Consider the following 13,126-nt stretch of genomic DNA (forward strand, 5'->3'; position numbering starts at 1 on the left):
GTGTGCACGGTTTTACTTTCCTTCAGTTAGCTTTTCCATTTCCGTAATGACTTCTTCAAATACGCTCATGGCTTCGCGAATCGGCTGCGGAGAGGACATGTCAACGCCAGCTTTCTTCAAAATATTGATTGAATAATCACTGCCACCGCTCTTTAGGAAGCCTAAGTAACGGTCAACGGCTGGCTGGCCTTCTTCCAGAATCTGTTTCGAAAAACTGGTTGCTGCCGAGAAGCCGGTAGCATATTTGTAGACATAGAAGCTGTTATAGAAATGAGGTATTCGTGCCCATTCCATTTCTATGTCTTTGTCTACCTTCATGCCAGGTCCGTGATATTTCACATTCAAATCATAGTAAATCTCCGACAAAAGCTGCGGTGTAAGGGATTCTCCCTGTTCAGCACGCTCATGTACAATCTTCTCAAATTCCGCAAACATCGTTTGACGGAATACTGTTGTACGGAATTGGTCCGCATAGTAGGTGAGAAGGTACATTTTCTCTTTTGGATCGGTAGACTTGTTCAGCAAATAATCCATCAGCAAGGCTTCATTAGTAGTGGAAGCCACTTCAGCCAGGAAAATGGTATACTGTGCATCCCGGTACTTCAATGCGTTGTCTGAATAGTACGAATGCAGCGCATGCCCCATTTCATGCGCAAGCGTGAACATGCTGTTCAGGTTATCTTTATGGTTCAGGAGCACAAAAGGGTGGGTGCCATAAGCTCCCCAGCTATAGGCGCCTGTACGCTTATTTTCATTTTCGTATACGTCAATCCAGCGCTCATCGTAGCCTTTTTGCAATGAAGCCAGATAGTCCTCGCCCAGAGGCTTAAGGCCTTCTTTGGTTTGCTTTTTGGCGTCTTCATACGTAATGTCCATCTTGTATTCGTCCACAAGCGGAGCGAATAAATCATACATATGAAGCTCATCCACACCTAACAGCTTCTTACGCAGCTTGATATAACGGTGAAGCAGGGGCAAGCTTTCATGAATCGTATCAATAAGATTCGTATACACTTCTTTCGGAATATTATCACCGTATAGTGACATTTCCAGTACGGAAGGGTATTTGCGAACACGAGAATAAAAAATATTTTTGTTCACATTAGCACTCAATGTAGAGGCAATCGTATTTTTATTTTTGGCATATGTGTCATAAACCGCTTTAAAAGCACGTTCACGTACTTCGCGGTGTGGACTTTCGAGAAATTGGATGTAGCTACCATGAGTCAGCTCGACCTCTTTGCCATGCTCATCCTTGATTTTCGGAAACTTCAGATCCGCGTTGTTAAGCATCCCGAAAATTGTTTGCGGGGCTTGAGCCAGATTGCCAACCTGAGCGAGCAGTGCTTCTTCTGTTTTGCCCAAAATATGAGCTTTTTCCCGCTTCATTTCTTGAAGTGTAAACTTATAATCCGAAAGCTTCGGATCTTCAATGAAGGCATCAAGCTGATGATCGGGCAGCGCCAAAATTTCAGGTGTCACGAATGAAAGAGACTCGCTGACTTCCACGCCTAGTTTTTTAGCTTTTTGCGAAAGACCCTGATATGTAGGTTCAGCCGTATCTTCATCATGGTGAAGATGGGCATACACATATACACGCTCGGTTTTAAGTGACAGCTCATCTTCGAGTTTGAAGCAGTTGCCAATCGCTTCGGCTGAATTGAGCTTGCCTTGGAATTGAGCAGCCTTTTTGGCCAATTGTTTGACTTCTTCGTATTCTTGATGCCATGCCTTGCGGTTGGGGAACAGGTCTTCCAGTTTCCATGTATTTTCCACTGGCGCATCAGCGCGTTTTACAATTTCACTCATGGAGAGCCTCCTCTGATCGAACGTAATGTGGGATAGGGCTGCGGCGGTAAGGGACGGATGCCAAAACGAAGAAACCGCCACGCTTACCGTAAGCAGCAGGGCAAGAGGTTTTACAGGATGCATGTAACGGCATATCCTCCTTATACCATGGCTTGTTATGCCATAGTATGACCTTTTGCCCCTGAAAGTATAATTTTCCTTACTGTGGGTTGGAACCTATATTTAATAAGCTGTATACAATAAGATAAAAGGCAAGGCAAATCATGATTACGGCAGTGAGGGCCATCCACTTTTTGAGAGGAGTCGGTATCGTTTCACGCTTCATGATCAGCACTCCGCCCAGCGTGAAGGCCAGAATAATGAAGATGAGATAGCTGTTGGACACCATGAATAGGCTACACCTGTTTGAAAGCGTTCATGATCCGCTGCCACTCTTCCTCATTATCTTGAAAGGACTGCTTGGGGAAACGATTTTCAGCCCAATGCATCAGCGCCGGACGGCTCAAAAACGTGTGAGCTTCCTCGCCCCAATCATCAGATATTTCCCGCAGAACGATGTAACGGCCCTGCACCTCGACAGTCATCATATTCCACTTGTCTTTTTTGTATATTTCGTGTTTTTTCATCATATGCATGTCTCCGATTTTATAGATGTTTTGGTTCATGATACCGCAGTTTCTGCCGCAAAAGCAAATCATTCCAGACCGTAAAACCCGGAAAAACACCAATTGCAATGTGAAAAAGCATGAAGTATAATATGGATATTCGCCATAGATGGCGGTATTTTTAGGAGGTTGTTCACTTGAAAGGTACAGTTAAATGGTTTAACGCAGAAAAAGGTTATGGCTTCATCCAAGTGGATGGTGGCGAGGATGTATTTGTACATTTCTCCGCAATCCAAGGCGACGGTTTTAAAACTTTGGAAGAAGGTCAAGATGTTGAATTCGAAATTACTGAAGGCAACCGTGGACCACAAGCAGCTAACGTAATCAAACTGTAAGTGTAACTGAATTGTAAGAAATGTTCCGTTTTTACGGATGTCTTATATATTACGGTTAAACGATGAATTGAGAGCGCAGTTCCTTACATTTAAGGAGCTGCGCTTTTTTGCGTAAAAACGTTTATGATATGAGAAGGTTGGGCCGGAATAGGGTATTATACGTAATAAAACTAAGCGTGAGTTATCTTAAGTTGAGGGAGCTGAGAAAATGAGTGCAGCAGAGGCTAATCGTAATCCTTCCCTGATTGAAGGCCCTATTGCCAAAACACTGTTTATGTTCTCTTTGCCGATGCTGTTCGGAAACATTTTGCAATCCTTGAATGGAACGATTAATTCAATCTGGGTTGGGAAGTTTCTGGGAGAAGCCGCATTGACTGCCGCTTCGAATGGAAATATTATAATGTTCTTTCTGATCAGCTCGATTTTTGGAGTCACCATGGCGGCCACTATTCTGATTGGACAACATATCGGAGCGGGTGACATAGCAGAAACGAAGCGTGTAGTAGGTACAAGCGCTGTCTTTTTCCTGGTGCTTGCTTTTGCTATAGGTATTATTGGGTTTTTGGGCTCACCTTGGATTCTTCATGTGCTCAATACGCCTGCCGAATCAGTCGATATGGCGATCACCTATACGCGCATTATTTTCGCGGGTATGCCCTTTTTGTACGGATATAACTACATCATGACCGTAATGAGAGGGGCTGGAGATTCCAAAACACCATTTTATTTTCTGCTCGTTTCCGTCGTACTGGATGTTTTACTCAACCCACTACTCATATTCGGATGGGGGCCGATCCCTGCTATGGGCATCGGAGGCTCCGCCACAGCTACCCTGATTGCTCAAGGGATCAGCTTTGTATTGATTCTCATTTACCTATATCGTGTAAAATACTTTCTGCGCATTACATCTTCAGAGCTTCACTTACTTCAATTTGATTGGAAGATTATTTGGACTCTTATTCGTAAAGGAGTCCCGATGGGACTGCAGATGATTGCTGTCTCCACCAGTGCGATTGCTTTAATGAACCTGATCAACGGCTACGGGACAGTCGCAGCGGCAGCCTATACAGCAGCTAACAATTTGTCCAGCTATGTGCAGATGCCGGCCATGGCGTTAGGTGCAGCCGTATCTTCCTTCGCCGCTCAAAATATCGGAGCCGGACGCTGGGATCGAGTGCGCAGGACAACCTGGATTGGGATTGTGTATAATTTTGTATTGACTGGTGGGGCTGTAATATTTATTTACGTATTTAACCGTCAAGCCTTACTGATGTTTCTTCCTTCTACGGGAGGGGCATTGGAACTGGGTATGCAGATTAATCTGATCACCTTGTGGTCTTTTGTTATATTCGGTATTACCAATGTCATTACAGGGGTTGTTCGATCTACGGGCTCTGTAATGGTGCCGCTGTTCATTACCATTATTTCATTATGGGGCATTCGTATACCTTTGGCCTATGCATTTGTCGATGAGTATGGGCTGGATGCTGTATGGTGGAGCTTTCCTATTGGTTTTACGATCTCCGCCGTAGCAGTTATTTTCTATTACGTTTTCGGAAAATGGAAGCAGGCTAGCATGGGAGAGGGAAACCAAGGCATGAAGCTGGCCGAGGACAAGGGATAGATAGGACAATTCTACTATTTGCGATTAAAGTTTTATAAGGGTGGATCTAGTTTGACTGTTATTTTTGGCTAATTCAGTGGCACGGCTACAAAGCGTTTTTGTGAGAAGAGCTCATTTTTCTTGAATAGTAAAGAAAAAAGTGAGGTTGTTCATTTGTGCTAAAAGGTCGATCATATTATAATGAATATGGTTTGGATAGGTATAATTACGTAGACAACAATGTGGAGGCACCGTCATTTGAGTTATGTTGAGCAAGGACGTTATCAAGTACCGAGAGGCCCCATAGGTCTAATGAGCCGAATGTACAAGCACATTCTCCCTGAAACGAAACAAGAATTGAGTAACTGGAAGAGCAAGGCCGAACAAATTCCGGACCCTGAGCTGAGAAGTCAGGCGCTTGCGAGCATAGCAGAGAAGACGTTTCACTGCGTGGGGGGAGCGGTTTATGCTGCAGCCAATATGTCTGACCGGCAGACGCTAATTCCACTGATTGTGGCGTACCAGACGATTAGCGATTATCTGGACAACCTGTGTGATCGCAGTACGTCGATGGACCCGGATGATTTCAGGTTGCTGCATCAGTCGATGCTGGATGCGGTTAATCCGACGGCTAGGCCAGTGAATTATTATGAGTTGCGTCGTGAGCAGGAGGATGGCGGTTATTTGACCGGGCTGGTGACAACCTGTCAGTCTTGTGTAAGCAGGCTTCCGGGCTATGAGGCGGCAATGCCTTACGTTCAGGATTTGGCGCGATTATACACGGATTTGCAAGTATACAAGCATATTAAACCCGAGCTGCGGGAACAAGCGCTTTTGGACTGGTGGTCGATTCATAAAGATCGTACACCCGAGCTGCGCTGGAACGAGTTTGCTGCGGCTACTGGCTCAACCCTGGGGGTCTTTATGCTGTTTCTTGCTGCCAGCGACCGGCATCTCACAGATGCGGGGGCTGCCTCAATACATGCATCGTATTTTCCACATGTGTGCAGTCTTCATATTTTGCTGGATTATCTAATCGATCAAGACGAAGACCGGAAGGGCGGAGATCTTAACTTTTGCAATTATTATGAAGATACCGACATGATGCTGGACCGGATCGCCTACGTTGTGAATCGGGCGCGGGCTGATATTGCAGATGTCCCTGCCAGCTCCTTTCACCGGATGATTATCGAGGGATTGCTGGCTTTATATTTATCCGACCCTAAAGTTAGTGAGCAGCAGGATGTTCGCGCTGTTTCGAGACGTTTAATGAAAAATAGTCCGCTCATGCGTTTGTTTTTCTTATTAAACAGTCGATGGATAAGAAGGCTTATATGATTATTTTGAGGAGGTCATAAATCATGACAGCAGTTAAGAAAATTGCAGTATTAACAAGTGGTGGAGATTCACAAGGGATGAACGCGGCAGTTCGCGCCGTCGTGCGTAGCGGATTGTATTTTGGACTGGAAGTATTCGGGATTCAACGTGGATATCAAGGTCTTTTGAACGATGATATTTTTCCAATGGACCTGAGAAGCGTCGGAGATATTATCCAACGTGGGGGTACTGTACTTCAATCTGCAAGATGTCTGGAATTTACGACTGAAGAAGGTCAGAAGCGTGGCGCTGAAATTTTGCGTAATCGTGGAATTGACGGCGTAGTCGTCATCGGTGGCGACGGTTCTTATCAAGGGGCTAACAAGCTGACCAAGCAAGGCATTAAAACCATGTGTCTTCCAGGAACAATTGACAATGATATTTCCTTCACAGACTACACCATTGGTTTTGATACGGCGGTAAGTATTGTAGTGGACGCAATCAACAAGCTGCGTGATACGATGTCTTCCCATGAACGTTCTTCCATCGTGGAAGTTATGGGACGCCATTGTGGAGATATTGCTCTCCATGCGGGTCTGGCTTCCGGTGCAGAAACGATCTTGGTACCTGAGGTAGAATTTGACCTGAATGAAGTATCCGATCGGATGAAACAAAACTTCAAACATGGCAAACGCCACAGTATCATTATCGTTGCTGAGGGTGTAGGCAAAGGCGAAACAGTAGCCAAAGTAATCCAAGAAAACTGTCCGGATTATGAGCCTCGTGTTACAGTGCTTGGACACATTCAACGTGGAGGTACACCAACCGCGTTTGACCGCAACCTGGCAAGCCGTTTGGGTGACTTTGCTGTTCGTCAATTGATTGAGGGTGTATCTGACAAAGCTTGCGGAACGATCGACGGTAAGCTGGTAGCTACAGATATTGGCAAGGTTGTAAGCACCAAAAAAGATTTCAACATGGAGCTTTATGAGTTGGCTCTGCGTTTGTCCCAATAATAAGAACCTTTACGTTTAGTAGATGGGCTCTGATATGGGGAAAATTAAAATTATGCGGATGACCTGAGTCATCCGCTATTTTTTTAGCTTTGAATAGGGGTCAGGAGGTAATCATGCATGTATTTATTCAAAATGGAAGTGGACAGCTCGGAAGGAGCACTGACCGTCATTCTTGCTGCTGAGAATGAGGAACAGGCATTTGAGGAAATGGACCAACATGTGGAGAGACACTTTTTATATCCCCCCGAGCTAAAGGAAGTGGCTATCGTAGAGAAGAAACGAATTACTGCTGGTGTAGCATATGTAATCGAAACACGCAAAGACTAAGTAGCCTTTGCGTGTTGTTTTTGTTCGGCAAAACGATGTTGCACTCTTACCAAACGCCAGAGAAGTAAAATGGCGCCTACGGCCAGACCTGTAATCAAGCCAATCCAGTAGCCGTAAGGTCCCCACGTGGTCCAGCGTGCAAGTATATACCCTACAGGAAGCCCAATTACCCAATAGGACAGGAATGTGAGTAAAAAGGCCGGATTGACATCTTTATACCCGCGTAGCGCTCCTTGTGTTGGTGTAGCGACAGCATCAGAGATCTGAAAGAAAATCGCATAGATTAAAAAGTGCTGGGCCAATTGAATGACCTGCAGGTCAGTAGAGTAAAGTCGAGCGACCTGTTCACCCCAGATAAGCAGTATAATAGCTGTAATCAATGATAGGCCTACTGCGCTGCTAATGCCCATTACGCTATACGTTTTGGCATCTCGTGGACGGGAAGCTCCTGTTTCAAATCCGACCAAAATCGTAAGTGCCATGCAAATACTGAGTGGAATCATATACAGCGTAGATGCAAAGTTCATGGCTGCCTGATGAGCGGCTATGGTAGCTGTGTTATAGCTGCTCATGAAGAGCGTGACAGCTGAAAAGACGGCAGTCTCAAAAAATATAGCAAATCCAATAGGTACCCCGATTTTGATAAGTTCTTTTAAAGCACTGGCCGCAATCCCGTATATTTTGCTAAAGATTCGGTATTCGGCAAATATTTTTCCCCAATGCGCAGTAATACCAGCGACCAGCATAATAATCCAGTAGGTGGTAGCCGTTGCTACCCCGGAGCCTACACCCCCCAAACGGGGAAAACCCCAGTTACCATAAATAAGTAGATAGTTCAATAAAACATTGATGGGCAATGACATGAGCGTGATTAACATCGTAAAACGGGTCTGTCCTAATGCATCCATAAAGCTTCGGAGCACAGTGTAGGCAAATAGAGGGACAACACCAAAGGCCATCGCACAAAGATAGTACAGAGCCACATTATGAACTCTCAATTCCAGATTCATACCGTTTAATATAGGCTTTACCAAAATGATGCCAGCAATTAAAACGACGATGGATAGGGCGAGAGACAGCCAAAGAGCCTGAATGACATAGTAGGAGACTTTATCTTTGCGTTGTGCACCCACCAATTGGGATACAATGGGGGTAATAGCCATAAGTATGCCATTAAGGCCTGTTTGTACAGGGACCCATAGGCTTACTCCGATAGCTACTCCAGCTAGATCGGCAGGGGAAAAGTGTCCCGACATATTCGTGTCGAAAAAAGTCATGGCAGAGAGTGCAAGCTGGGTAATCAGAATAGGGAGCAAAATGTAAAAAAGCTGCTTCCATTTCTGTCCCATGGTTAGAGTCAATTGCATTTTTGTTATCCTCATTTACTAGGGGTTGATTATTTGTACATATCATAACATGTAAATTTTATTGTAAGGGATACTGCAACAATTGAACAGCCATAAAAAAGACTGCATCCGTTCGTCAAACAACGGGGCAGTCTTCGATAATAAAGATATAAGTTCTAAAATTCGTATAAAAAAAGAGGAGTCAGAAGGATAGTTATTTGTAGGTTACTCCGCTTGTATAGCGGTTAGTGGCATTCCAGAGTAAATATTCGTCCACCTTCATGTCCTTAAGCGCGCGAATTTGGTCCTCGACTTGTGTTTTCCCATACTTGGCATAATGTCCGCTTCCTAACCAACTTGCGGTAAAATCCTGAATCCACGGACGAATAATTGGCTTTAGCTTGCCTGTAGGATCGAGTTTTTTGTGTGTATCGGTCATGGAGCCTTTGATCGTCTGGTAGGGGTTTTTATCTGGGTCCTTTACACCAAACCAGCCTGTTGTATAGTGACTTGGATAAACCATCGGTGAAATGACATCCACATTTTCAGAAATTTTAGTGAAATCCTGTCCGATACCCTCGGCAGCAGGAACGGATGCGGCATATCCGAAAATATCTACCGATACCCTCACACCTAGTGGAGCAAGCTCTTTACGGGCATATTGTACGAATTCAGCGACCGTATCCGAGCGGGATTGATCGGATTTGGTATATTTTAGTTTGTCTGCTCTTTTTTCAAAACCTTCAGGGAAACGTACATAGTCAAATTGGATTTCCTTAAAACCGAGTTTTGCTGCTTCCTTGGCAATGGCGATATTATAATCCCATACTTCTTTATTATAGGGATTGACGAACCCATCTCCCTTGCCGTTTTTCCAAACAGAGCCGTCAGCATTGCGGAAGGACATCTCAGGATTTTTGTTGGCCAATACCGTATCCTTAAATACAACAATACGAGCAATCGGATAGACATTATGTTTTTTCAAACGGTCCATCAAACCGGAAATATCTTTAATGAATTTTTGCGGCTTGCCCAATTTCAGAAGCTCGGGGTTGGTCGTTGGATAAGTGATGTAACCTGCATCGTCCTTAATATCGATAACCATGGAATTGAGCTCTGTCTTGTCCAGTAATTCGAGTAGCTGAGTCATACGTGAACCGCCTGCGCTATAGGCTGTGACATAGATACCTTTAATAGCTGGCGTGGTCGGCTGTGGGTCAATTTTAACCGGCGGATTGGAGGCATCTACCTTTGTATTACTGTGTTGTGCCTGGATCATGGCACTGCTGATTGTCGTTGCCACCGTATCTTTTACATTTGGAGCGTTGGCTGACTGGCCCCCGTTTCCGCCTATTCCCATTGCCAATAGCATAATTGCCCAAATCATATTCATTTCCTAACTCTCTCCCTTATGTATGGCGCTTACCTGATTATACGTAAAGTTATGGATCGAAAAAACAACACGCTTGTAACCAATACTGGTATCATCAGGCATAGTCTTATATGATTAACCTAACTATCGCTCGATGAATCCGTAAATAGGCATAAATAATGCCGCTCTCTTCACGATTGTGGATGCAACCGGAAGAAGCGGCACTTGGCAAAAAAATTTATTGAAGATAGTTATTGTCTTGGTGCTCACAAATACTGTACTGAATAATTTCAAGCGCATCCGTTGGCTTGAGTATGGACAACCCGTCTCGAAGCACAATCATCGAGTTTAGCTCATTCTTTTTGAGAGAAGGGAGCATTTCCGGGTACCATCTTAAGACAATGTCGGACAGTTTTACCGTTTCCATTTCCACAAAAATCACCCTTTCCTGCTCGGAATCATTCCAAAAGAATCATTCAATACGATTCGGAAAAGCAAAGTGCCTGTGAAATAGCAGGTAAAGCTGGTCTTTATATACTATGGGAACAGCGCACATACAGTGTACCACAAAAACAGTATTTTGACACTTGGGTTTGTGCTTATCTTCGGCGGAATGAACCCATTACTCCAACCGTTTCCACAATATTGACAAAAGCAGAAGGGTCTACTTCCTTAATGATGCGTTTTAATTCAACAAGCTCGTAGCGTGTCGTAACAGTCATCAGCATGTCCTTTTCGGTATGTGAAAATGCACCTTCAATTTTTATTTTGCTGACACCTCGTGGCGTGGTCAACATTCGGCTGAGTAGCTGGTCAGTGTGCTCTGTAATGATGTAGACGGTGATCTTCGTATGGCTTACATAGATTTGATCCAACACTTTACCAGTCACAAAAATGGATAACATAGAAGCCAGTGCAATATTCCAATCATCGTTCAAATATCCTGCTGCGAGAATGACCAGTCCATTCATGCCCACAAGTACAGTTCCGACGGGGAAGTCACGATATGTGGTAACGATGGAGCCGATAATGTCAAAACCGCCCGTAGACCCTCCTACCCGAAAGGAAATACCCGCCCCAACGCCGACCATTACCCCACCAAAGACAGAGGCCAGCAGGGGATCAGACACAACAGATTGTACGGGTACCCAGGCCAAAATCCACGTGGTAACGATAACCGATAGAATGCTCAGACTAATAAAACGCTTGCCTAAAATAAACCAGCCTGCAATAAGCATCGGGATATTGATGATAAAATACATGGTGCTGATATCGAATTTTGTGAAATACCCAATTAGCATGGAAAGTCCGGCTACTCCCCCGCTCAGTAAGTGATGTGGGACGAGAAACAGATTAAAACCGCATGCTATGGCAGCGGCTCCAAGAATAACAGTTAAGCAGTTTAACACTATTTTTAACAACTTTTTTTCACCTCATTTTAATTATACAGAAAGCAACTTACTGGTATTCATGAATTGTTCTGTGCTATAATGCGATGTGGATATTCTTGAGTAGGGACCTATGTCCAGAGAAACACTTAAAATTTAAACTGTTTTAAAAAGGATAAATTCGTTTAAGATGTATCGGATAGGGTTCCCCGAATTCATTACAGAAAGATGCAGTTATAGAGTTAAATAAACTGTCACTGTATTGGGGAAAACTTATACAATAATATCGCTACTTAAGAATACAGACAACATTGTGGATTGTCCACCACATCCACCATTATGAAGGAGTTTGAATAAATTTGACGACATTTGCAGAATTTGATCTTGAACCGAAGGTAATTCAGGCGATTACGGAGCTGGGGTTTGAAGAAGCAACACCTATTCAATCCAAATCCATCCCGATTGCATTGCAAGGGAAAGACATGATTGGTCAAGCCCAAACAGGTACTGGTAAAACTGCTGCGTTTGGTATTCCGATGATCAATAAAATTTCTAAGAACGATGAAAAAATCAGAGCCCTGATTATGGCTCCAACACGAGAGCTTGCTATTCAAGTGGCTGAAGAAATCGAAAAACTCTCCCGTTTTAAAGGTCTTCGCACTTTGCCGATCTATGGTGGACAAGATATCGTACGCCAGATTCGCGCTTTGAAAAAGAAACCTCAAATTATTATCGGTACACCAGGACGTTTGCTTGATCATATTAATCGTAAAACCATTAAGCTAGAAGACGTAAACACCGTTGTTTTGGATGAAGCAGATGAAATGCTGGACATGGGCTTCATGGAAGATATTCAGTCCATTCTGAAGCAGGTTCCAGACGAGCGTCAAACGATGCTGTTCTCGGCTACAATGCCTCCTAACATTAAAAGATTGGCTGAGCAATTCCTTAAAGATCCTGAGCATGTATCCGTTATTCCTAAACAAGTTAGTGCTCCGCTGATTGATCAGGCCTATATTGAAGTTCCTGAGCGTCAAAAATTCGAAGCATTAAGCCGTTTGATCGACATGGAATCCCCAGAACTTGCTATCGTATTCGGTCGCACTAAGCGCCGGGTAGACGAGCTGGCTGAAGCTCTGCAAAAACGTGGTTATTCCGCAGACGGTTTGCATGGTGACTTGTCTCAAAACCAGCGTGATGCTGTTATGCGTAAATTCCGTGACGGAAGTATTGACGTACTCGTAGCGACTGACGTTGCTGCCCGTGGTTTGGACGTTTCTGGCGTAACTCACGTTGTGAACTTTGACCTTCCGCAAGATCCAGAGAGCTATGTTCACCGTATCGGACGTACGGGACGTGCAGGTAAAGAAGGGGAAGCTTGGTCATTCGTAACGCCTCGTGAAATTGACCATTTGCATTTCATTGAGCGTGTAACCCGTCACCGCATTCCACGTAAGCCTCTTCCAACGTTGGCAGAAGCTCTGGAAGGCAAACAACGTATCATCGCAGAACGCCTTCTAGAGGTTGTAGAAAAAGGCGAGCTGAATGAGTACAAAGGTTTGGCTATTCAAATGCTGGAGCAATATGATTCTGTACAACTACTCTCTGCTGCTCTGAAGCTGATGACTGGTGAGAAGAGAGAGGCATCTATTGAGCTGACTCCGGAAGATCCGATCCGTGCAAAACGTCGTAAACCAGACGTGCGTTCTGGCGGACGCAAGCCTTCCAACTATAGTGGACGCAGCAACGGTGGCTACAATTCCAACCGTGGCGGTAGCGGCAGTAAAGGTGGATACGGCGGTTACAACCGTGGCAAAGAAGGCGGTGGCTACAACCGTGATTCCGGAAGCCGCTATAGTGGAGATCGCAAACCACGCCCAAGCAGCAATGGCGAAACTCGCCGTCCTGCAAGACGTGAAGATTCCTCTTCTGAATAATAAGAAATAAA

At 44.5% G+C, this 13,126-nt stretch carries 13 protein-coding genes; 6 read left to right on the forward strand and 7 right to left on the reverse strand.

The features are described from left to right. Positions 1-12: 12 nt before the first annotated feature. From pepF to MKX36_RS08430, 3 genes are all read right to left on the reverse strand, one after another. Positions 13-1,809 carry an oligoendopeptidase F gene (gene pepF, locus MKX36_RS08420; RefSeq protein ID WP_340866086.1) on the reverse strand — a complete coding sequence of 599 codons (1,797 nt, stop codon included), beginning with the start codon at positions 1,807-1,809 and terminating at the stop codon, positions 13-15. 199 nt (positions 1,810-2,008) lie between these two features. Then, entirely contained in the window at positions 2,009-2,197 is a 189-nt protein-coding gene (locus tag MKX36_RS08425) for a hypothetical protein (protein ID WP_016819720.1), read from the reverse strand. Between the two features lie 7 nt (positions 2,198-2,204). Next, positions 2,205-2,438, reverse strand: a complete 234-nt coding sequence (locus tag MKX36_RS08430; protein WP_014599632.1) for a hypothetical protein — start codon at positions 2,436-2,438, stop codon at positions 2,205-2,207. 173 nt (positions 2,439-2,611) lie between these two features. Here MKX36_RS08430 and MKX36_RS08435 point away from each other — a divergent pair, with 173 nt between their 5' ends. From MKX36_RS08435 to MKX36_RS08455, 5 genes are all read left to right on the forward strand, one after another. Further along, complete coding sequence (locus tag MKX36_RS08435) at positions 2,612-2,809, forward strand: cold shock domain-containing protein (protein WP_016819721.1); 198 nt, start codon at positions 2,612-2,614, stop codon at positions 2,807-2,809. 208 nt (positions 2,810-3,017) lie between these two features. After that, positions 3,018-4,433, forward strand: a complete 1,416-nt coding sequence (locus tag MKX36_RS08440) for an MATE family efflux transporter (RefSeq protein WP_019686905.1) — start codon at positions 3,018-3,020, stop codon at positions 4,431-4,433. Between the two features lie 237 nt (positions 4,434-4,670). Further along, on the forward strand, positions 4,671-5,750 hold the full coding sequence (locus MKX36_RS08445) for a tetraprenyl-beta-curcumene synthase family protein (protein ID WP_016819723.1): 1,080 nt from the start codon (positions 4,671-4,673) through the stop codon (positions 5,748-5,750). A 23-nt stretch (positions 5,751-5,773) separates the two neighbouring features. Then, entirely contained in the window at positions 5,774-6,745 is a 972-nt protein-coding gene (gene pfkA / locus MKX36_RS08450; protein WP_016819724.1) for a 6-phosphofructokinase, read from the forward strand. A gap of 117 nt (positions 6,746-6,862) precedes the next feature. Then, positions 6,863-7,072 (forward strand): DUF3906 family protein, encoded by a 210-nt coding sequence (locus tag MKX36_RS08455; RefSeq protein WP_017425844.1) that lies wholly within the window; start codon positions 6,863-6,865, stop codon positions 7,070-7,072. Here the strand turns inward: MKX36_RS08455 and MKX36_RS08460 are convergent. The 4 genes from MKX36_RS08460 to MKX36_RS08475 form a co-directional block, all read right to left on the reverse strand. After that, positions 7,069-8,439 carry an MATE family efflux transporter gene (locus tag MKX36_RS08460; RefSeq protein ID WP_031463242.1) on the reverse strand — a complete coding sequence of 457 codons (1,371 nt, stop codon included), beginning with the start codon at positions 8,437-8,439 and terminating at the stop codon, positions 7,069-7,071. The two genes, MKX36_RS08455 and MKX36_RS08460, sit on opposite strands and share 4 nt — an antisense overlap. Before the next feature lie 193 nt (positions 8,440-8,632). After that, the gene (locus MKX36_RS08465; protein ID WP_340864535.1) at positions 8,633-9,811 is read right to left on the reverse strand and encodes a putative glycoside hydrolase; all 1,179 of its coding nucleotides are present in this window, start codon (positions 9,809-9,811) and stop codon (positions 8,633-8,635) included. Between the two features lie 217 nt (positions 9,812-10,028). Further along, positions 10,029-10,217 (reverse strand): hypothetical protein, encoded by a 189-nt coding sequence (locus MKX36_RS08470; RefSeq protein ID WP_014599634.1) that lies wholly within the window; start codon positions 10,215-10,217, stop codon positions 10,029-10,031. 172 nt (positions 10,218-10,389) lie between these two features. Further along, positions 10,390-11,211 (reverse strand): YitT family protein, encoded by an 822-nt coding sequence (locus MKX36_RS08475; protein ID WP_016819728.1) that lies wholly within the window; start codon positions 11,209-11,211, stop codon positions 10,390-10,392. A 326-nt stretch (positions 11,212-11,537) separates the two neighbouring features. Between MKX36_RS08475 and MKX36_RS08480 the strand changes: the two genes are divergently transcribed. Further along, positions 11,538-13,115, forward strand: coding sequence for a DEAD/DEAH box helicase (locus MKX36_RS08480; RefSeq protein WP_013370492.1), 1,578 nt, complete (start codon positions 11,538-11,540; stop codon positions 13,113-13,115). Positions 13,116-13,126 lie beyond the last annotated feature (11 nt).

The sequence above is a fragment of the Paenibacillus sp. FSL W8-0439 genome, from assembly GCF_038008995.1.
Taxonomy (GTDB): Bacteria; Bacillota; Bacilli; order Paenibacillales; family Paenibacillaceae; genus Paenibacillus; species Paenibacillus polymyxa.

Coding starts and splice junctions, on each gene's coding strand:
- pepF (WP_340866086.1), bottom strand. CDS start 1,809: ATGAGTGAAATTGTAAAACGCGCTGATGCGCCAGTGGAAAATACATGG.
- MKX36_RS08425 (WP_016819720.1), bottom strand. CDS start 2,197: ATGGTGTCCAACAGCTATCTCATCTTCATTATTCTGGCCTTCACGCTG.
- MKX36_RS08430 (WP_014599632.1), bottom strand. CDS start 2,438: ATGATGAAAAAACACGAAATATACAAAAAAGACAAGTGGAATATGATG.
- MKX36_RS08440 (WP_019686905.1), top strand. CDS start 3,018: ATGAGTGCAGCAGAGGCTAATCGTAATCCTTCCCTGATTGAAGGCCCT.
- pfkA (WP_016819724.1), top strand. CDS start 5,774: ATGACAGCAGTTAAGAAAATTGCAGTATTAACAAGTGGTGGAGATTCA.
- MKX36_RS08455 (WP_017425844.1), top strand. CDS start 6,863: ATGTATTTATTCAAAATGGAAGTGGACAGCTCGGAAGGAGCACTGACC.
- MKX36_RS08460 (WP_031463242.1), bottom strand. CDS start 8,439: ATGCAATTGACTCTAACCATGGGACAGAAATGGAAGCAGCTTTTTTAC.
- MKX36_RS08465 (WP_340864535.1), bottom strand. CDS start 9,811: ATGAATATGATTTGGGCAATTATGCTATTGGCAATGGGAATAGGCGGA.
- MKX36_RS08470 (WP_014599634.1), bottom strand. CDS start 10,217: ATGGAAACGGTAAAACTGTCCGACATTGTCTTAAGATGGTACCCGGAA.